General features: G+C 67.4%; 17 protein-coding genes and 1 other RNA gene. 10 read left to right on the plus strand and 8 right to left on the minus strand.

What is annotated here, in order from left to right; translation table 11 throughout:
* On the plus strand, positions 1 to 405 hold a 405-nt coding region (locus tag B7G54_RS26205; protein WP_133059223.1), incomplete at its 5' end, for an amino acid ABC transporter ATP-binding protein.
* Positions 406 to 497: 92 nt separating this feature from the next.
* Here B7G54_RS26205 and B7G54_RS26210 read toward each other — a convergent pair.
* Together B7G54_RS26210 and B7G54_RS26215 are read right to left on the minus strand one after the other, a co-directional pair.
* Positions 498 to 5759 carry an autotransporter outer membrane beta-barrel domain-containing protein gene (locus B7G54_RS26210; RefSeq protein ID WP_085041724.1) on the minus strand — a complete coding sequence of 1754 codons (5262 nt, stop codon included), beginning with the start codon at positions 5757 to 5759 and terminating at the stop codon, positions 498 to 500.
* Between the two features lie 639 nt (positions 5760 to 6398).
* The gene (locus B7G54_RS26215) at positions 6399 to 7310 is read right to left on the minus strand and encodes a class II glutamine amidotransferase (protein WP_085041725.1); all 912 of its coding nucleotides are present in this window, start codon (positions 7308 to 7310) and stop codon (positions 6399 to 6401) included.
* Positions 7311 to 7518: 208 nt separating this feature from the next.
* On the opposite strand from B7G54_RS26215, the gene pyrC reads away from it, so the two are divergent.
* The 3 genes from pyrC to rnpB all read left to right on the plus strand — a co-directional run bounded on the left by pyrC (position 7519) and on the right by rnpB (position 9894).
* Positions 7519 to 8583 carry a dihydroorotase gene (gene pyrC / locus B7G54_RS26220; protein WP_085041726.1) on the plus strand — a complete coding sequence of 355 codons (1065 nt, stop codon included), beginning with the start codon at positions 7519 to 7521 and terminating at the stop codon, positions 8581 to 8583.
* A complete protein-coding gene (locus B7G54_RS26225; RefSeq protein ID WP_085041727.1) occupies positions 8580 to 9470 on the plus strand; it encodes a DUF3025 domain-containing protein in 891 nt (296 codons plus the stop codon). Before pyrC ends, B7G54_RS26225 begins: the two co-directional genes overlap by 4 nt.
* 12 nt (positions 9471 to 9482) lie before the next feature.
* Positions 9483 to 9894, plus strand: an RNA gene (gene rnpB / locus B7G54_RS26230) — RNase P RNA component class A.
* A 70-nt stretch (positions 9895 to 9964) separates the two neighbouring features.
* Here rnpB and B7G54_RS26235 read toward each other — a convergent pair.
* Entirely contained in the window at positions 9965 to 10429 is a 465-nt protein-coding gene (locus B7G54_RS26235) for an OsmC family protein (RefSeq protein WP_175130515.1), read from the minus strand.
* 411 nt (positions 10430 to 10840) lie between these two features.
* Positions 10841 to 11146 carry a DUF1090 family protein gene (locus B7G54_RS26240; protein ID WP_085041729.1) on the minus strand — a complete coding sequence of 102 codons (306 nt, stop codon included), beginning with the start codon at positions 11144 to 11146 and terminating at the stop codon, positions 10841 to 10843.
* A 311-nt stretch (positions 11147 to 11457) separates the two neighbouring features.
* On the opposite strand from B7G54_RS26240, the gene rplM reads away from it, so the two are divergent.
* The 3 genes from rplM (at position 11458) to erpA (ending at position 12878) form a co-directional block, all read left to right on the plus strand.
* Positions 11458 to 11886 (plus strand): 50S ribosomal protein L13, encoded by a 429-nt coding sequence (gene rplM, locus B7G54_RS26245; RefSeq protein ID WP_009687896.1) that lies wholly within the window; start codon positions 11458 to 11460, stop codon positions 11884 to 11886.
* A 10-nt stretch (positions 11887 to 11896) separates the two neighbouring features.
* A complete protein-coding gene (gene rpsI / locus B7G54_RS26250; RefSeq protein ID WP_006476904.1) occupies positions 11897 to 12289 on the plus strand; it encodes a 30S ribosomal protein S9 in 393 nt (130 codons plus the stop codon).
* 217 nt (positions 12290 to 12506) lie between these two features.
* Positions 12507 to 12878 carry an iron-sulfur cluster insertion protein ErpA gene (erpA, locus tag B7G54_RS26255; RefSeq protein WP_011350956.1) on the plus strand — a complete coding sequence of 124 codons (372 nt, stop codon included), beginning with the start codon at positions 12507 to 12509 and terminating at the stop codon, positions 12876 to 12878.
* A gap of 108 nt (positions 12879 to 12986) precedes the next feature.
* Here erpA and B7G54_RS26260 read toward each other — a convergent pair whose 3' ends face one another.
* Complete coding sequence (locus tag B7G54_RS26260) at positions 12987 to 14147, minus strand: anhydro-N-acetylmuramic acid kinase (RefSeq protein ID WP_085041730.1); 1161 nt, start codon at positions 14145 to 14147, stop codon at positions 12987 to 12989.
* Between the two features lie 142 nt (positions 14148 to 14289).
* On the opposite strand from B7G54_RS26260, the gene tyrS reads away from it, so the two are divergent.
* The 3 genes from tyrS to B7G54_RS26280 are packed head-to-tail and all read left to right on the plus strand — an operon-like array spanning position 14290 to position 16672.
* On the plus strand, positions 14290 to 15531 hold the full coding sequence (tyrS, locus tag B7G54_RS26270) for a tyrosine--tRNA ligase (protein ID WP_085041731.1): 1242 nt from the start codon (positions 14290 to 14292) through the stop codon (positions 15529 to 15531).
* On the plus strand, positions 15528 to 15986 hold the full coding sequence (dtd, locus tag B7G54_RS26275) for a D-aminoacyl-tRNA deacylase (RefSeq protein ID WP_085041732.1): 459 nt from the start codon (positions 15528 to 15530) through the stop codon (positions 15984 to 15986). Before tyrS ends, dtd begins: the two co-directional genes overlap by 4 nt.
* A gap of 23 nt (positions 15987 to 16009) precedes the next feature.
* Positions 16010 to 16672, plus strand: coding sequence for a histidine phosphatase family protein (locus tag B7G54_RS26280; RefSeq protein WP_085041733.1), 663 nt, complete (start codon positions 16010 to 16012; stop codon positions 16670 to 16672).
* 57 nt (positions 16673 to 16729) lie between these two features.
* On the opposite strand, the gene B7G54_RS26285 is transcribed toward B7G54_RS26280, so the two are convergent.
* The 3 genes from B7G54_RS26285 to ruvB form a co-directional block, all read right to left on the minus strand.
* A complete protein-coding gene (locus B7G54_RS26285; RefSeq protein WP_106409032.1) occupies positions 16730 to 17857 on the minus strand; it encodes a ParB/Srx family N-terminal domain-containing protein in 1128 nt (375 codons plus the stop codon).
* Between the two features lie 151 nt (positions 17858 to 18008).
* On the minus strand, positions 18009 to 18962 hold the full coding sequence (locus B7G54_RS26290; protein WP_085041735.1) for an oxygenase MpaB family protein: 954 nt from the start codon (positions 18960 to 18962) through the stop codon (positions 18009 to 18011).
* 24 nt (positions 18963 to 18986) lie between these two features.
* Entirely contained in the window at positions 18987 to 20057 is a 1071-nt protein-coding gene (ruvB, locus tag B7G54_RS26295) for a Holliday junction branch migration DNA helicase RuvB (protein ID WP_085041736.1), read from the minus strand.
* Positions 20058 to 20130 lie beyond the last annotated feature (73 nt).

Below are 20130 nucleotides of genomic sequence, written 5' to 3' on the forward strand. Positions count from 1 at the left end.
CGCGGCAAGGACGAGGCGAACGACAAGGGCATGAAGCTGCTCGATCGCGTCGGCCTGAAGGCGCATGCGCACAAGTTCCCGGGCCAGTTGTCGGGCGGCCAGCAGCAGCGCGTCGCGATCGCGCGTGCGCTGTCGATGGACCCGATCGCGATGCTGTTCGACGAGCCGACGTCCGCGCTCGATCCGGAGATGATCAACGAAGTGCTCGACGTGATGGTCGAACTCGCGCAGGAAGGGATGACGATGATGGTCGTCACGCACGAGATGGGCTTCGCGAAGAAGGTCGCCCATCGCGTGATCTTCATGGACAAGGGCGCGATCGTCGAGGACGACCGCAAGGACGATTTCTTCTCGAATCCGAAATCGGAACGCGCGAAGGACTTCCTCGCGAAGATCCTGCACTGAGCGTTCGCGCTCGTCGGCGCTGCATGTGCGTCGATACGAAAACCGCCCGGCCGAGCGCCGGGCGGTTTTTTTTCGTCCGCTGCGCGCGGGCGTTACCAGCTGTAGCGGTAGCCGACCTGCCCGACGATGCCGCGCCGGTAATCGCCGCCGATGTTGCGCGCGATCTTCGCGTTCGCATACAGCTCGCCCGACTTGCCGAAGCTTGCGGTCACGCCGACACCGAGTTCGTACCACGTGCGGCCGAGATGCGTCGCGAACGGCGTGCCGCCGACGACGGTCTGGCCCGGTGACAGGAAGTCGTGCAGCACGTCGGCGGTGAAGTACGGTGTCGCGGCGCCGCCACCCGAATCCGACTGGAGGTTCGGCCGGAAGATGCGCACGCCGACGCGGCCGCGCAGCGCGTTCGTCGTCGTGCCCGATACCGCCGAGACGTTGTCGTTGAACCCGTTCAGCTTCAGGTACTGATACATCAGCTGCGCCTGCGGTTCGACTGCGATCGGCATGTTGCCGATCGCGAACGGCTTGCCGGCTTCCTGCGACAGTGCGATGCCGAAGCCGTTCTGCGACGCTTCGTTGCCGTAGCTGTCGCGATAACGGTTGCCGTAGTGCGTGACCTGCCCGACGCTGTCGAAGTACGTGCCGTCGGACAGGTACTTCGTCCAGTAGCCGCCAATGCTCTGCGCGTGCATCTCGACCGAGCCCGTCGACGTCGACAGGTTGGCCGTATCGGCGCGCGCCATGTCGCTGAAGCTCGCGTTCGACACGCCGATGCTGGCCGTCACGCCCGCATGCGTGCTGCCGCCGCCGTTCGGCGCCTGGTCGAGCGTCCAGTCCTTGCCGAACTGCGCGAAGAACGTGCGCTCGTCGGCCGCGAAGCGGCCCGCGTTCGCGTCGAGGCTCTGGCCGCCGATACGCCCCCACACGCCGTCGCGATTGCCGGGCTGCTGCTTTTCGAGGTTGTAGATGTCGCCGACGCGCTCGTGCAGCTTGCCGAGCGTCGAGAAGCCGTAGTCGGCGTTGAGCAGCGGCGTGAGTGCGTAGCCCGAGACGCCGGGGCGATACGCGAGCGTGCCGCCGTTGCCATTCGCGCCGCCGTCGCCGCCACCGGACGGGTGGATCGGGTCGCCGGGGTCCGACGGATCGAGTTGCGACCGCAGGTACCAGCCGTTCGCGTCGCCTTGCCCGCCGCGATAGAGCCGGTATTCGTACGCGCCCGCCTGCACGGGCCCCGCGAGCTGGAACGCCGACGTGGTGGTCGTGCCGCCGTTGGTCGTGACGACCACCGGAATCCCGTCGCCCTTCGTCTGCGCGCCGGTGCCGGCCGTGTTGGCGATCTTCAGGCCCGTCGTGCCGCTCGCGGCGCCGCCGTTCACGATCACCCGGTCGGTCGGCGATGCGTCGGCGCCGAGGAACGTATTGAGCGCGATCGTGCCGCCATTGCCGACGTAGCTGCCGGTCGTCAGCGTCTTGTAGCTGCCCGTGAGCGTCGGCGAACCGGTCGGTGCGGCGAACGCGACCAGGCCCGCGTTGTTCAGGCTGCTCAGCACGGAGCTGCCCGTCATGCGCCACGTGCTGGTGGGGTCGACGGTCAGTGCGACCGGATCGATCTTGCCCGCCAGCGTCGTGCCGTTCGCGAGGAACACGTTGCCGGTGCTCGATGCGTCGGAGACGATGTCGCCGGCCAGGTTCACGGCCGATGCGGTGAAGGTGGCGTGGCTGCCGTTCGACAGGTCGAGCAGCGTGCCGTTGCCCGCCGTCACGACCGTGCCGTTGCGCACGGCGATGTCGGCCGTGCCGCCGCGCGCGGCGAAGGCCGGCCCGGTGGCGGACGCGACGCTGCCGCCGTCGACGAGCACCGAACTCGTCGCGCCGTTTGCGAGCGTATCGGACGTCAGCACGCCGGCCGTCGCGCCCTTGAGTGTGGTGCCGGTCAACGCGAGCACGCCGCCGCTGTCGGCGGTTGCGCCGTTTCCGGCGGCGCTGGCGATCGTCGAGCCCGTATCGCCGATGCGGCCGCCGTTCTGCGCGACGAGGCCGTCGGCGGCCGTGCCGGCTGCGGTGATCTTCGCGCCCGACAGCAGCGCGGTCGCGCCGCCGCCCGTCACGATCGCGGCCGAACCCGCGCCGGTCGTCGAGACCATCGTACCGTTGGCCGTCAGCGTCGAATCAACGCCCGACACGAAGAAGCCGCGCGCGTTGTCGCCGGTGGTCCGGACGACGGTCGCCGCATCGGTCGCGATGCGTGCGCCGGCCCCCGTCGACGACAGGCCGTCGGCGCCACCGCCGGTCGTGCCGATTTGCGTGCCCGACAACACGATCGTCGTGTTCGTGCCCTGGTTGTCGATCCCCTTGCCCGAGCCGCCGGCCGTGATCGACGTCGCGCCGGCCGCGAGCCCGCCGCCTGTCACGGTCGAGTCGATCAGCATGCCGTCGGCGCTGCCGTTCGCGGTGACGGTGCCGGCACCCGACAGTGCGACCGAGGCGCCGGCACCCGTCAGGCGTACGCCCGCGATGCCGTCGTCGGCCTCGATCGAACCTGCGTTGGCGAGCGTCGCCGACGCACCCTGGACGAGCGCGCCGGTGCCGTTGGAGACGCGGATCGTCGACGCGTTGTTCACCGTGCCGAGCGTGCCGATCACGACGCCCGTCGAGCCGGCGCCCGTCAGCAGCACCGTGTCGCGGTTCTCGAGCGTGCCGAGGTTCTGCGCGACGAAGCCGGTGACGCCGGCAGTCGATGACGTGACGGCGGCGTGGTTGGTGAGCGTCGTCGCGACCGGTGCGCCGGCATTGGCGCCGGCGAGGTCGTGCGCCTGGCCGTCGACGACGCCGGCGATCGCACCGGACGCATTCAGGTTGATCGTCGCGCCCGCATCGATCGTGCCTTGCGCGCCGCCTTCGACCGCGATCGCGATGCCGTTCGCGCCATTGACGTTGTAGATCGCGTTGCCGGTCGTCAGCACGGTGCCGGCGTCGGTCGCGAGCACGCCGTGCGCGCGCTGGCCATTGACGTCGGTCGTCAGCGTGCCGGCCGTCGTCGTGCCCGTGTAGGCCGCGCCGCCCGCGACGCGGAACAGCGTCGAATCGTCGGTGTCGACGCTGAGGTGCTGCGCGGCGACGTTGATCTTCGAGCCCGCGCCATAGGCGTAGAAGCCGATCTGGTTGGTGCCCGACATGAAGGCGGGCACCGCATTGGCGCCGACGTCGATCGTCGCGCCCGAGCGTGCGTGCACGCCGATCGCGCCGGTGCCCGTCAGGTTGAGCGCGCCGTCGAGCGTGGCCTTCGCGCGCGGCCCCTCGGCCCAGACGCCATAGTTGCGCGTGCCCGACGCGGGATCGAGGCCGCCGGCCACGTCGATCGTGCCGGTCGAGGTCGCGGCCGTCGCGGTCGTACCGGTACCGACGACCATGATGCCGATGCCGTTTACGCCATTCAGCGTGATGGTGCCGGTGTTGGTCACGGCCGCGGCCGTGTTGGCCGCGAGCATGCCGACGTTGGCGAGCGGCGTACCGGAAGCCGCGCCGTTGACGACGATCGCGCCCGCGTTGTTCAGTGTGCCGGACGACGAGCCGATGCTCGCCAGCGCGGCGCCGTTCTGCGTCTGCGAGCCGATCACGATCGTGCCGAGGTTGCTCGCGGTGCCCGAGGCGCCGAGCAGGATGCCGTACGCGTGCGCGGACAGCGCGATGTCGTTCGCAGCTTCCGGCGCGCCGGCATCGTACTGGGCCGCACGACCGAGGTAGATCGTGCCGCCGGCTTCGTTCGTGAAGCGGCCGCCGGCGACGAGGCCGCCGATCACCTGGCTGTCGAGCGTCGTCGCGTTGACGCCGACGTTGATCGTGCCGGCGTTCGACGCGCTCGCGCCGTCGGTTGCGGCCACTGCGTAGTTCTGCAGGTCGAGCCGGTTGTGGGTGAGATTCCATGCGCCGACGTTCATCACGCCATTGTTGACGAACGTGGTGCCCGCGCCGTTTGCGTACACGCCGCTGCCTTCGACGTACGTGTTGAGGCCGAAGTTGTCGGGCTGCGCGGTGCCGCCGGTGTTGACGTTGTTGCCGGCCGTATAGCCGGATGAAATCGCGCCGTTGTTGACGCCGCTCGCGCCGCTCAGCAGGCGCACCAGCGTAAAGTCGCCCGACAGGCGCCCGTCGTTGACGAAGTGCGCACCGTTCTCCGCGACGACGGCGGCGCTCGCGTCGATCGTGTTGGAGCCGCGGAAGTCGATCTGGCCGTCCTTGCCGATGTGCAGCGTCGCGTTCGCGCCCGTACCGTGCATCGCGGACGGGTAGTTTCTGGGCAGCGCGTTCTTGTCGCCGGGCGACACGTTGTTCGCATACTCGAAGGTCTGCGGGGAGAGCGTCACGGCCTGGCCGAACGCGTTGTCGTAGGCGGCCTGCGAGCCGAGCGCGCCGTTCCGGACCGAACGCACGAGAAAGTCGTTGTACGCGGCGAGCGACGCGGCGTCGGTGACGGTCCACGTGCTGCCGTCGAACGCGGTGAAGGTGCCCGCGTAGGCCGGCACGTCGAGCTGGATGCTGCCGACGGGGCCGCCGCTCGCGAGATAGTCGCCGGTAATGAACCAGATCTGGTTGCGCGAATTCCAGTTGATGACGCTCGGTGCCGAGCCGGTGCCGTCCGCGTAGGTGAGGTCGGTCTGCTTGGCCGCGATCGTGATCGCATTGCCGGCCGCCGCGGGCGCGTTCGCCGGGTTGCCGATCGAGACGTCGAGCGTGCCGCCCGAGTTCTCGACCGTGCCGATCCGCGTGTTCACATACTGGTTGCCGTTGACGTCGTGGTAGACCTGCACGACGGTCGAGCCTGCATTCGACGAGGCGAACGCGGACGAATCGTAGGTGGCGACCGACGTACGGCCGCCCGTGATCGAGTCGGGGGTGCCGACGCTTTGCGTCTTGCCGCCGAGCGTCAACAACGGCTGATTCGGGTTGCCCGAAATGATGGACGTGTTGCCGAGCGGCATCGGCGTGTAGCCCATGTCGCCGGTCGCCCCGGTCCATGCGCCCGTCAGGCCGACCCGGTCGCCGCCCGACACGGTCGTGGCGCCGACGAGGTCGTCGTTGACGGTCGGGCTGAAACTGCCGAGCGCACAGGTGCCGCCGCTCGCGACGGCCGCGCCGCTGCCGCACGTCGATGCGTACGTGGAGCCGGCCGACAATGCGGCCAGCGCGGCGCCGACTGCGGCGATGCGAAGCGATGTCCGGCGCGTTGCCGCGCGCGCGGCGCAGCGGCTTGTGCCGGACGGGCGGCCCGAACGCTTGCCGCGCGCCCGTGCCGTTTCCGCAACCGCGACCCAGCAGCCGGCGGTCTCGCTCCATATCGATCGAAATGAATGATTCACGACAAGCCCCTCTCTGTTGTTTTGATGTGGTTTTCACCGCGGTGCAGTGAATGCGCAATCCGCGGCGGGGAATGGCATGAATGGATGTGCGGCGGCCGTGGCCGTTTCCCTGCCAATCGCGATTCGTCACACCGAGGATGAGCGGAGTCTATTGACCGGGAGGGCGGGTGATTGTCGGGAAGCTAACAATTGCGGCAATCATGCCGTTTTCACTTGGTATTTCTTGCTTGTGTGATGAATCGAACTGAAAGCCTTGTTGGGTAAGGACTTGGTCGATTTGGTGTGCGTGGCCTCGTGATCGCCGTATCGGTGGGGTGGCGCACGGTTTGCGTCAGGTCGGCGCTTTAAAATGCGGTTTCCGGATTATGGGATTTTTTTCGGGAGATTTATTTTCGTCTCGTTTTAATTATTTTCTATGGGAAATGAATTAAATCGAGCGAATGACGTGTGACGTCGCTCCGATATACCGCAATGCGGCTCGGATGAAACGGAATCGGCACCGGGCGTGCGAGATGTTCCGGCGGCAGGCGTCATGCAATCGTGTGCGCGAAACAGCCCGTCGTGATCGGGCGCGGCGGGCGATCGTCTTGCCGAGCAGCGGCCGGCAGGGGGAGGCGAGCGGGCGCTGGTGCGCCGGTCTCAGAAGTCGATTGCGTCGTCGGAGTCGATGTCGGCGGCGGTGACGAGCGCCTCGCGTGCGTCGCGCGGCGCCGACGCCGACGCGTCGAGCGCCGGATTGCGCAGCTTCTCGAGCACGCGCTCGGGCACCGGGATCCGCATCCGCGCGGCGACGTCGCCACACTGGAACATGATCAGCTCGCCCGGCTCGAACGCGGTCCAGACCTCGTTGTCGGTGAGCGGCTGCGTCGCGATCACCGCGACGCGATCTTCGGGCGTCGTGTATTTCGCGAAGTCGATCGACAGGTCTTCGTCGACGAGGTGCGCGGTCGAGAACGGCCAGCGCCGCACGAGATAATGCAGCCGCGTCGAGCAGTGCGCGAACAGCGCCTGGCCGTTCGACATCAGGAAGTTGAACACGCCGTGATCGGTGATGCCGCGCGTCAGCTCGCCGACGCGCTCGAACAGTTCGGGCAACGGCGGCTGCGCGCCGGGGAACGCTTCGCGCAGCCCCTGCATCAGCACGCAGAACGCCTGTTCGCTGTCGGTCGTGCCGACTGGATGGTAGACGCTGCCGTCCATGTCCGGTGCGTAGTCCTGCAGATCGCCGTTATGCGCGAAGATCCAGTGCCGGCCCCACAGCTCGCGCATGAACGGATGGCTGTTCTCGAGCAGGATGTGGCCTTGCGTGGCCTTGCGGATGTGCGCGATCGTGTTCTTGGACTTGATCGGGTAGCGCTTCACCATTTCGGCGATCGGCGATGTGGCCGATGCCTGGTGATCGATGAACAGGCGGCAGGCCTTGTCCTCGAAGAACGCGATGCCCCAGCCGTCGGCATGGTGATCGGTCAGCCCGCCCCGGGCCGCGAAACCGGTGAAGGAGAATGTGACGTCCGTCGGCGCGGCGCAGTTCATTCCTAAGAGTTGGCACATTTTACTTGGGGCGGCAGGCTGAAGCGGGGGGTAACGAACCGGGCGAACCCCGGTACAATGCGGCTTCTAGCATATCACCGAGCCCTGAGCGGTAAAAAGCGGATTCCGCTGGCCAAAGGCCCCGTGTTGCGGTTTGCCGTCAGTCGGCCCGCACGCGCTGTGCGTTCCGGCCCCGCCGATGGCAAGCCCGTTCCTCACGACGCCTCCTATGACTGCCTCGAACGCTTCCTCCCCGGCGACGCTCTCGCTCGCCCGTCCCGACGACTGGCACCTGCACCTGCGAGACGGCGACATGCTGGCCGCCGTGCTGCCGCACACCGCGCGTCAGTTCGGCCGCGCAATCGTCATGCCGAACCTGAAGCCGCCGGTGACGACCACCGCGCAGGCGCAGGCCTATCGCGGGCGCATCCTCGCCGCGCTGCCGGCCGGGATGACGTTCGAACCGCTGATGACGCTGTACCTGACCGACAACACGCCGCCCGACGAGATCCGCCGCGCGCGCGAAAGCGGCTTCGTGCACGGCGTGAAGCTGTATCCGGCCGGCGCGACGACGAATTCCGACCACGGCGTCACCGATCTCGCGAAATGCGCGAAGACGCTCGAGGCGATGCAGGAAACCGGTATGCCGCTGCTTGTGCACGGCGAGGTGACCGATGCGTCGATCGACCTGTTCGACCGCGAGAAGGTCTTCATCGATCGCGTGATGACGCCGCTGCGCCGCGATTTCCCGGGCCTGAAGGTCGTGTTCGAACACATCACGACGAAGGATGCGGCCGATTACGTGCGCGATGCCGACGCGGCGCCCGGCCTGCTCGGCGCGACGATCACCGCGCATCACCTGCTGTACAACCGCAACGCGCTGTTCGTCGGCGGGATCCGCCCGCATTACTACTGCCTGCCGGTGCTGAAGCGCGAGACGCATCGCGTCGCGCTGGTCGAGGCCGCGACGTCGGGCAACCCGCGCTTCTTCCTCGGTACCGACAGCGCGCCGCATGCGCGCGATGCGAAGGAAACCGCGTGCGGCTGCGCGGGCTGCTACACGGCACTGCACGCGCTCGAACTGTATGCGGAAGCGTTCGACCACGCCGGCGCGCTCGACAAGCTGGAAGGCTTCGCGAGTTTCTTCGGCGCCGATTTCTACGGGCTGCCGCGCAGCGCCGAAACGGTCACGCTGCGTCGCGAGGCATGGGAACTGCCGCGCGAGATCTTCGCGGGCGATACGCCGGTTGTGCCGTTGCGCGGCGGCGAGACGATCGGCTGGAAATTGGCGTGACCTTCGCGCCGCCGCGCGAACCCGGCCGCACGGCCGGCAGCGGGGCGGCGGATTTTGCGCGGATCGACTGGTCCGTGCCGTGGCTCGCCCCCTACGCACGGCCCGGTCGCGTTGTGCAGGCTGCCGCACGGGCGGGCGAGGCCATGCTGCTCGATGCGCTGAACGGCGCGTTGAGCGACTCCGGGCCCGACGGCGCGCGCCTCAGCGGCCGCGGCCGGCCGCTCCGGTTCGTGCCGCAGGCCGCGTTGCCGCCCGGCGTGGCGTACGAGATCCATATCGCGGAGACGGGCGGCGTCCCGACCCGCCACAATCTGCACGATTTCTTCAACGCGCTCGTCTGGTTCGCGTATCCGCGCATCAAGGCCGCGCTGAATGCGCGCCAGGCCGCGGCGATCGACGCGGCAGGCGGTGTCGGCCCCGTGCGCGGCACGCTGCGCGACGCGCTTACGCTGTTCGACGAGAACGCCGCGCTGTTCGTGACGGCCGACCGCGCACTCGCCGACGCGCTGCGCGGGTTCGACTGGCCGCGGCTGCTGGTCGCCGCGCGCGGTGCGTGGGGCACGCGCTGCGAGGCGCGGCTCGTCGGCCATGCGCTGCTCGAGAAGCTCGTCGCGCCCTACAAATCCTGCACCGCGCATACGTGGATCGTCGAAGTGAGCGACGACTATTTTTCATGGCCCGATGCGCAACGCATCGCGCATGTCGACGCGCGTGTCGCCGCCGAACTCGCGACGCGCGCGCTGACGAGCCGCGATTTCGCACCGCTCCCGGTGCTCGGCGTACCGGGCTGGTGCGATGCGAATGCCGAGGCTGCGTTCTACGACGATCCGGCCGTGTTTCGCAGCGGCCGCCGCGCGTATGCTGCCGGCGGCGGCGCGCAGTGCTAGAATGCGCGTCGCAAAGCAGGCCAGGCAGTCGCGGCCTCGGCGCCTTCGGGCGCGCGAGGGCGAGGAAAGTCCGGACTCCACAGGGCAGGGTGATGGCTAACGGCCATCCGTGGCGACACGCGGAACAGGGCAACAGAAAGCAAACCGCCGATGGCCCGGCGCAAGCCGGGATCAGGTAAGGGTGAAACGGTGCGGTAAGAGCGCACCGCGGCGACGGCGACGTTCGCTGGCACGGTAACCTCCACCCGGAGCAATTCCAAGTAGGCAGGCGCGCATTTTCGGATGCAGGACGGGGCCCCCGTCTCGTCTGCGGGTAGGAAGCTTGAGCGCGTCAGCAATGGCGCGCCTAGAGGAATGACTGCCACGCGTTGCGTGCCTCGGCGCGCAGCGTGCACAGAATCCGGCTTATCGGCCTGCTTTGCCGTTCGAATGCGAAAGGGCCGGCGTCTCCCAACGGAGCGCCGGCCCTTTTTTCGTGCACGCTCGCCGTGCGTTCAGCTGGCGACGATGTCGAACGAATGCGTGAGTTCGGCCGTCTTCGCGATCATGATCGACGCGGAGCAATACTTGTCGTGCGACAGGTTGATCGCGCGTTCGACCGTGGCGGGGTTCAGGTTGCGGCCGGTGACGGTGAAGTGGAAGTGCACCTTCGTGAACACCTTCGGGTCTTCGCTCGCGCGCTCGGCCTTCAGCGTGACCGAGCAGCCGCTGACTTCCTGGCGGCTCTTCTGCAGGATCAGCACGACGTCATAGGCCGTGCAGCCGCCGGTGCCGAGCAGCACCATTTCCATCGGGCGCGGCGCGAGATTGTGGCCGCCGCCTTCGGGTGCGCCATCCATCGCGACGAGGTGGCCGCTGCCGGTCTCGGCGGAAAACGCCATGCCGTCCTGGCCCATCCAGCTTACTTTGCATTCCATGCTTGCACTCCAGCGTTGCCTGATTCGAATTCGATCCGGCATTGTAGCCCGCTGCGCAACGGTCGGCTGATGCGCTGCACGACGCGCGATGCGGGCGCCGCGCGCGCAGCGCGCTGGACGGCCAATTCCCCTCCGATTTTAGGGGTTTTGCTCTAGAGGAGGGTGATGCCTGATCGTGCTCGTCGGGATCAGGTGATTGATTTCAAAGAGAAAAATCAAATTTTCAAACGCGCCGCCCGAAATTCCGCATTATGGTGTTTGATTTCGTAATGCAAATTTTCTTGTGGGATCGGCGACGCGTTCGTATAATGAGCCTCATTGGTTGTCGCGCTGCGGCAACCTCCGAATGTCTCCTCCACCCTCCTCCTATGGTGGATTAAGCCCGAACCAGCCGTTCGGGCTTTTTTTCGTCCCATGCAAACATCGGCGTGCGGCTTGCACGCCCTGGCATCGTTAGGCGGGCTGCCTTGTTGCAGGCTGCGCGGTCGCACCGGATGGTGTGGCGCGCGAGCGTGTGTCGGGTGCCGGCGCGTGGACGGCCGACGCCTGGCCGTGGCTGCGTGCGCAGAAGTGGCGGACACGTTCGCGTACCGCGCGCAGGCGGGCGACGCGATCGTCTGCATGGGCAGTGCGGGCTTCGGCAAGGCGCGTATCGAGCGCGTCGAGCTTGGCTTCGCAGTCGGTGCGGGCGGCGACGGCAGGCGTCGCGGCAGCCAGCAGTGCGGCCGCGAGGAGGGGCGTAAGTCGTTGATTCATCATGCTTGTTTGTTGTTTTCCAGATTCGGCCGGTCTGGCGCGGCAAGGTCATGTGCCGCGCGTCGATGGGTGCCTCCCCGGGCGCTCGGTTCGCCTGGCTTGTCGGGGCACGAACGGATTTTGGCCCATTTCGGCCGCCGTGGGCACGGGACGTGGATTCTCTTTGACCGCCTGTCCGTATTTCCTTTATAATTCAGGGCTTTTCCGCATTCATGCCCACGGAAAAAGAACAGGGAGAGCCTGCACCGCGCCTCGAAGCGCACACAGACAAGCAGGAAGAACACATCGGGCAAAGCAATTTTTTTGGATCGATCATGAAGACGTTTTCCGCAAAAGCCCATGAGGTGACGCGCGAATGGTACGTGATTGACGCGACGGATAAGGTTCTCGGCCGTGTTGCCAGCGAAGTGGCACGCCGTCTGCGCGGCAAGCACAAGCCTGAGTTCACCCCGCACGTCGACACTGGTGATTTCATCATCATCATCAACGCAAGCAAGTTGAAGGTCACGGGCAACAAGACTCTGGACAAGAAGTACTACCGTCACTCGGGCTACCCGGGCGGTATCTATGAAACGACGTTCGGCAAGATGCAAGAACGCTTCCCGGGCCGCGCGCTCGAGAAGGCGGTCAAGGGCATGCTGCCGAAGGGCCCGCTCGGCTACGCGATGATCAAGAAGCTGAAGGTCTACGCAGAAGCGACGCATCCGCACTCGGCTCAACAGCCGAAGGCGCTCGAGATCTAAGGGGACCCACATGATCGGTAACTGGAACTACGGTACGGGCCGCCGCAAGAGCGCAGTCGCACGTGTCTTCATCAAGGCTGGCAAGGGCGACATCATCGTCAACGGCAAGCCCATCGCTGACTACTTCTCGCGCGAAACGTCGCTGATGATCGTGCGTCAACCGCTGGAACTCACGAACCACGGCCAGACGTTCGACATCAAGGTCAACGTCAATGGCGGCGGCGAAACGGGTCAGGCAGGTGCAGTGCGCCACGGCATCACCCGTGCACTGATCGACTACGATGCGACGCTGAAGCCGTCGCTGTCGAGCGCAGGCTTCGTCACGCGCGATGCGCGTGAAGTCGAGCGTAAGAAGGTCGGTCTGCGCAAGGCACGCCGCGCCAAGCAGTTCTCGAAGCGTTAATTCCGCTTCATGGCCTCGCCGCTCCCGGGCGGCGTCCGCCGGAAAAACCGCCAGCTTTCGCGCTGGCGGTTTTTTTATGCCCGCTTCCAGGCGCGTGCTGCCGCGGCCGCGCGGGCGCGTTTGACGAAATCGACAAGAACCTATTGATTTCATGGACTTCAGCACGATCTTCTGATCGGCCCTACAATAGCGGCTAAAGCTTTTTGGAGAGTTCGCAATGAACGCTGTTACCGAATCCGCAGCAACGACGGCCGAAATGCCGGTTCCGTTCGTCTTCACCGACGCCGCAGCCGACAAGGTCAAGCAACTGATCGACGAAGAGGGCAATCCCGACCTGAAGCTGCGCGTGTTCGTGCAGGGCGGCGGCTGCTCCGGCTTCCAGTATGGCTTCACGTTCGACGAGGAAGTCAACGAGGACGACACCGTGATGAACAAGAACGGCGTCCAGCTCCTGATCGACTCGATGAGCTACCAATACCTGGTCGGCGCCGAGATCGACTACAAGGACGACCTCAACGGCGCCCAGTTCGTGATCAAGAACCCGAACGCGTCCACCACCTGCGGGTGCGGCTCGTCGTTCTCGGTTTGAGCGCACGGCAGGTTCGCGCCGGTTCGCCGGAATGAAAAACGGGGCTTCATGCCCCGTTTTTTTTATGCGCGCGCGCAATGTGGCGCCCGCTGCGCGGCGGCTATCGCGTCAGCGCGGATATAGCGCGCCGAGCACGCGATTGCCGGCCGCACCGGTGACCGTTGCGAGATTGCCGGGCTGGCGTGCGGTGAAACGGTACGCAAGCCATGCGAACGCGAGCGCCTCGACCTGCTGAGGCGGCACGCCGAGCGCGGCCGTCGTATCGACCGTGGCCGGCACGCCTGCCTCGCGCAGCGCGTGCCGGAGCGCGTCGAGCAGCACCGGATTGCGTGCGCCGCCGCCGCATACGAACACGGCCTTGCAGCCCGCTGCGTGCTGTGCGATCTCGCGAGCGATCGACACGGCGGTGAGCGCGGTGAGGGTCGCCTGCACGTCCTCCGGCGCGACCTGCGCGAACGCGGCGAGCTTCGCGTCGAGCCAGGCGGGATTGAACAGGTCGCGCCCGGTGCTTTTCGGCGGCAGGGCGGCGAAATACGGCTCGTCGAGCAGCATGTCGAGCAGCGGCGCATGCACGGTGCCGCGCGCGGCGAACTTGCCGCCGTCGTCGTAGGGCTTGCCCAGATGACGGGTCGCCCATTCGTCGAGCAGCGCGTTCGCGGGGCCGCAGTCGAAGCCGCGCACGTCGCCGCGCTTCTCGTTCATGTCGCCGGGCAGGATCGTGATGTTGCTGATTCCGCCAAGATTGCAGACGACGCGCGTCTCGCCCGGCGCGCCGAACACCGTGGCATGGAAGGCTGGCGCAAGCGGTGCGCCGTGGCCGCCCGCGGAGACATCGCGGCTGCGGAAATCGGCGATCACGTCGACCTGGGTCAACTCGGCGAGCAGTGCCGGGTTGTTGATCTGCCGCGTATAGCCGCGCTCGGGGCGATGGCGCACGGTCTGGCCGTGCACGCCGATCGCGCGGATCTCGTCGCGCGACAGCCCGGCGGTGCGCTGCAATTCGTGGCAGCACACCGCGTAGCGCGTGACGAGCGCGTTCGCCGCGAGCGATTCGCGGTCGATCTCGTCGTCGCCGGGCTGCTGCAGCGCGAACAGCGCGTCGCGCAGCGATTGCGCGAAGCCGACGAACGCTTCCGCGAGCACGACCGGCGCGCGGCCGGCCTCGAAACGCACGGCGACGCCATCGACGCCGTCCATGCTGGTTCCCGACATCAGCCCGAAGTAGATGCCGTCGGCCGGATGGGCGTTTTGCGGCTGTCGTTGCGGCACGTTGGGTCCTCCTGGATCGTGCGGCGCGGGCCGGTGCCACGCGCCTTGCGCCCGATTATCCGCGCAACCTGACGCGCCGTTAAGCGATGCGCGCGCAAGTTATGGGAAAATCCCTGTTTTTGCGACATTCTTCCTGGCACCGATGAGCACCGAACCCAGTTCCAAGCCTGTTTTCCCGATCACCGACGAAGTCCGGCATGCGCTCGCCGTCACGAAGCGCGGCGTCGACGAGCTGCTGATCGAGGAAGAGTTCGCGCAGAAGCTCGCGCGCAGCGCGGCCACCGGCACGCCGCTGCGCATCAAGCTCGGTCTCGACCCGACCGCGCCCGACATCCACATCGGCCATACGGTCGTGCTGAACAAGATGCGTCAGCTGCAGGATCTCGGCCACACGGTGATCTTCCTGATCGGCGATTTCACGTCGCTGATCGGCGATCCGTCGGGCCGCAACGCGACGCGTCCGCCGCTCACGCGTGAGCAGATCGAATCGAACGCGAAGACCTACTTCGAGCAGGCCGCGCTCGTGCTCGATCGCGCCAAGACCGAGATCCGCTACAACAGCGAATGGTCGATGCCGCTCGGCGCGGACGGGATGATCAAGCTCGCGTCGCGCTACACGGTCGCGCGGATCCTCGAACGCGAGGATTTCACGAAGCGCTTCCAGGGCGGGGTGCCGATCTCGATCCACGAATTCCTGTACCCGCTGATGCAGGGCTACGATTCGGTCGCGCTGAACGCCGATCTCGAGCTCGGCGGCACCGACCAGAAGTTCAACCTGCTGGTCGGCCGCGAACTGCAGAAGCAGTACGGTCAGGAACAGCAGTGCATTCTCACGATGCCGCTGCTCGAAGGCCTCGACGGTGTCGAGAAGATGTCGAAGTCGAAGGGCAACTACGTCGGCATCAGCGAGAAGCCGACCGACATGTTCGGCAAGCTGATGAGCATCTCGGACACGCTGATGTGGCGTTACTTCGAACTGCTGTCGTTCCGCCCGATGGACGAGATCGCCGGCTTCAAGCGCGAGATCGAGGGCGGCCGCAACCCGCGCGACTTCAAGGTGCTGCTCGCGCAGGAAATCGTCGCGCGGTTCCACTCGCAGGCCGAGGCCGAGCGTGCGCTCGAAGATTTCAACCACCGCGCGAAGGGCGGCGTGCCGGACGACATTCCGTCGGTCACGCTCGCGGGCGCGCCGCTCGCGATCGGCCAGTTGCTGAAGCAGGCCGGTCTCGTGCCGTCGACGAGCGAGGCACTGCGCAACATCGAGCAGGGCGGCGTGAAGATCGATGGCGCGACCGTGTCGGACAAGGGCCTGAAGGTCGAAGCCGGCGAGTTCGTCGTGCAGGTCGGCAAGCGCCGCTTCGCGCGCGTCACGCTGACCGCATGATCGCGCTGATCCAGCGCGTGAAGCGCGCCGACGTGCGCGTCGGCGACCGCACGACGGGCGAGATCGGCGCGGGCCTGCTCGCGCTCGTCTGCGCGGAGCGCGGCGACACCGACGCAGCGGCCGACAAGCTGCTCGCGAAGATGCTCGGCTACCGCGTGTTCAGCGACTCCGCCGGCAAGATGAACCTGCCGGTGTCGAATATCGACGGCGAGGGCCGCGCGGGCGGCCTGCTGCTCGTGTCGCAGTTCACGCTGGCGGCCGATACCAACAGTGGGCTGCGTCCGAGCTTCACGCCGGCCGCGCCGCCCGATGAAGGCGCGCGGCTGTTCGACTATTTCGTCGCGGCCGCACGTGCACGCCATCCGGTCGTCGAGACGGGCGAGTTCGGCGCCGACATGCAGGTGTCGCTCGTCAACGACGGCCCCGTGACATTCTGGCTGCAAGTGCGGCCCTGATTCTTCCCCGGAGACGCGCCGCGATGGCCACCACGCAGATTCTTTTCATCCGCCACGGCGAGACCGCCTGGAATCGCATCAAGCGCATCCAGGGTCATATCGACATCCCGCTGGCCGACACGGGGCTCGCGCAGGCGCAAAAGCTGGCCGCGCGGCTCGCACGCGACGCGCGTGACGGTGCGCGGATCGACGCGGTCTATTCGAGCGACCTGATGCGTGCGCAGCAGACCGCGCAGCCCTTCGCCGATACGCTCGGGTTGCCGCTGCTGCTGCGGGAAGGGCTGCGCGAACGCTCGTACGGCGCATTCCAGGGGCACGACAGCACCGAGATCGAGGCGTTGTTTCCGGACGCGTACGCGGCGTGGCAGACGCGTGATCCGGGCTTCGCGCCGGAGGGCGGCGAGTCGCAGCGTGCGTTCTATCACCGCGTGCTGCATGCGCTCGAGCCGATCGTCGCCGCGCATCCGGGTGGCCGGATCGCGTGCGTCGCGCACGGTGGCGTGCTCGACTGCGTGTACCGGTTTGCGAACGGCATCGAACTGTCGGCGCCGCGCAATTATCAGCTGCTCAACACGAGCATCAACGTCGTCGATTACGTGGATGGCCGCGCGCAGGTCGTGCAGTGGGCCGACGTGTCGCACCTGGACGCCGCAAGCGACGACGACGGGTACCGCAAGGTGCTCTAAGCCAGCAGTCCCGTCCGGCATGGCCGGCCGGTTTCCTTCCTGCGTGGTGTTTGCTGCTTACTGCGGCAGCGCGTGGCGTGTCTTGTAGTCGAGCGCGTACGCGATCTTGCCGGGCTTGTCCGCCGTGATCGGCTGGCGCAGCTTGTCGAATTCCCCCTTGTTGTATTTCTTCCCGCCGTTGATCGCGTCCGCGCGCCCGAGGTCGGCCCCCGTCTTGCCGTCGATCACGGGGTCGGTGGCCGCGACCATACGCGTCGACGCGTTCCAGGCCGCGTTCAGGTAGCCCGTGTCGGCCTTCGCCGGATCAGGGTCGGTTGCGCCGACGCGCGTCAGGTCATAGCTGGCGAGCGAGAACGTGCCCGGTTGCGCGCGCAGCCAGTCGGCCCAGTAGAACTCGAGGTAGTCGGTGGCTTGTGCGGGCTTGCTGTAGCCGATGTCGCGCGTGAAATAGACGAGCGAGCGGTAGCGGTCGTTCGTCATCCCGAGTGTCAGGCCGAGCCCGGTCGGCAGTTGGGCGGCCGTGATCGGCTTGCCTTCACCGTCCTTGAGTCGCAGATAGCCGCGGCTCTGCATCTGCTGCCAGAACGCGTCGCCCGAGTAGTCGCTGAGGTTGTCCTTGACGACGACGTGCACGTGCAGCGCCGGGCCACCGCCGGGCGTCTCGTAGTAGGTCGACAGGCCGTGGTGGCCATCGGTCAGGTACAGCGCATCGCCGTTCGGGCCGATCACGACCGGGTTCAGCACCGAGCGGTCGCGGGCGTTCGCGTCGGTCGTCGTGCACGTGTAGCTCGCGGGCTCGCGCAGCACTGACCTGGCCGTGTAGCCAGCCGAAGCGATGCCGCCGAGGCCTTCGTCCGCGCAGAAGTCGTCGAATTTCTTGTCGGGCTGCAGTTCGTAGCGGCCGAGCTTGTAGTAGATCTGGTCGTAGCCGATCGCGCCTTGCGTCGGATGGAGGTCGCCGAGCGTTACGTCGATCAGGTCGCCCGCGCGAGCGGCTTTCCACTTGCCCGGTTGCGGCGTGACGGTGGCGGGCGGCGTTGGGGCTGGCGTGGCCGGGGTGCCGCCGGGTGACGGTTGCGCGTCCGAGCGCGCGACGGCGGCGATATCGTCGCCGCCGCAGGCGGTGAGGGCGAAGACGGCGGACAGGCTGGCGGCAAGGGCGAAACGAATCGGCAGGCGTGGCATCGCGGGCATCGGGTGTCGGTCGGGTTGGCAGGACGCCACGCGGGTCACGGCGGGCGGGACGTACGGCACGTGCGGCCGTGCGCGGGTGCAAGCCCGTCAGCTTGTCACAGGTATTTGACAGTAAATTGAAATGATAAGAGGAAGCGGATCGTCAGGCGGGCGGGGTGCCGTCGGGCGGTTTCGCGGTGGCGCGGCGGCGCGCACGCTTCGACGCGCCGTTCACGAGCGCCCAGCGCAGCACGGGTGCGACGACCCGTATGCCCGGCCGGACCACCGCGCGCCGCAGCGGCGCGAACGTCGACACGCCGAGCATGCGCTGCGCCCACGGCGGTAGCAGGTCGATCCCGGCGTGCATCACGAGCGACGCGGCTGGCCGCAGCGCGGGCTTCGCAACCGGCACGTTCAGCAGGATGGACATCACGTCGAAGGTGCGCGGCCCGGCCTCGAGCTCGGGCTGCATGCGCGCGAGATACGCGGCCACCTCGGCGCGCGAACGAGGCACCTCGTGTGCGCCGAGCAGTTCGGCGATCAATGCCGTTTCGGCATAGTAGCGATCCTGCAACTCGCCCGGCAGCGCCGGATTCACGTAGCGCAGATGCGCGGCGAGGAAACTCGACACTTCCGCGACATGCACCCAGGTCAGCAACGCCGGATCGTCGGCACGGTATGGCCGGCCGTCGGGCGCGGTGCCCGATATGCGCGCGTGGATCGATTTCACGCGCTCGATCAGCGCGAGTGCGTCCGCGCGACTACCGAACGTCGTACCGGTGATGAACGTGGCGGTGCGCCGCAAGCGGCCCAGGATGTCGGTGCGAAACGACGAGTGATCCCAGACGCCCGCGAGGGCGAGCGGATGGAGCGCCTGCAGCAGCAGCGCGGCGATGCCGCCCGTCATCATCGACGTGAAGTCGGCATGCACGCGCCAGCAGACGGCGTCGGGGCCGAACAGCCCCGGGTCTCCCGGCGGCGAAGAGAGGTCGAGCGACGGGCCGCCACCGCCCGCCGTCAGGTGCGTGACGCCGGCCACGAGCCGCTTGCGGATCGGCTCGGCCCAGCGCGGGCCCGGTGCGGGTGCGGCGGGGTGGCGGCTGGGTGGTGTCGTCATGGCGGGTGCGGCTCGGGCGACGGGTTACTTCCCGTCGGGAGCCGCCCATTCGCCGCGTTCGGTGCGGCCGGCGTCGGGTGCGGAAAGCCCGAAGTGGCGATACGTGAGCAGGGTCGCGATGCGCCCGCGCGGCGTGCGCTGCAGGAAGCCCTGCTGGATCAGGTACGGCTCGAGTACGTCCTCGATCGTGTCGCGCTCTTCGCCGATCGCCGCCGCGAGGTTGTCGATACCGACCGGGCCGCCGTCGAACTTGTACAGGATCGCCTCGAGCAGCTTGCGGTCCATCAGGTCGAAGCCGACCGGATCGACGTCGAGCATCGCCAGCGCGGCATCGGCAACGGCTGCGGTGATCTGGCCGTCGGCCTTTACTTCCGCGAAGTCGCGCACGCGGCGCAGCAGCCGGTTGGCAATCCGCGGCGTGCCGCGCGAGCGCTTCGCGATTTCCAGCGCGCCGTGCGGATCGATCTGCGCGTTCAGCAGCGACGCCGAGCGCCGCACGATGCGCGACAGTTGCTCGGCGTCGTAGAACTCGAGGCGCGCGACGATCCCGAAGCGATCGCGCAGCGGGTTGGTCAGCATCCCGGCGCGGGTGGTGGCGCCGACCAGCGTGAACGGCTGCAGGTCGAGCTTCACGCTGCGCGCGGCCGGGCCTTCGCCGATCATGATGTCGATCTGGTAATCCTCCAGCGCCGGGTACAGGATTTCCTCGACGACCGGCGACAGCCGGTGGATCTCGTCGATGAACAGCACGTCGTTCGCCTCGAGGTTCGTCAGCAGCGCGGCGAGATCGCCCGCGCGCTCAAGCACGGGGCCCGACGTCTGGCGCAGGTTCACGCCCATCTCCCGCGCGATGATGTGCGCGAGCGTCGTCTTGCCGAGGCCCGGCGGCCCGAACAGCAGCACGTGGTCGAGCGGCTCGGAGCGGCGCTTGGCGGCTTCGATGAAGATCTCGAGCTGGCCGCGCACCTTTTCCTGGCCGACGTAGTCGTCGAGCTGGCGCGGCCGCAGCGCACGTTCGAACACCTCCTCGTGCGACGAGGCGGGCGTGGCGGCGATGATCCGCTGCTCGGTGGCGAGTTTGTCGGTTTCAATCATGCGGCCATTGTACCGCGCGCGGCTGTCCCGCCCACCTGGCCGAACGGCCGACTGGCGAGCGCCGCGCGGCCGC

Source organism: Burkholderia puraquae, from assembly GCF_002099195.1.
GTDB classification, from domain to species: domain Bacteria; phylum Pseudomonadota; class Gammaproteobacteria; order Burkholderiales; family Burkholderiaceae; genus Burkholderia; species Burkholderia puraquae.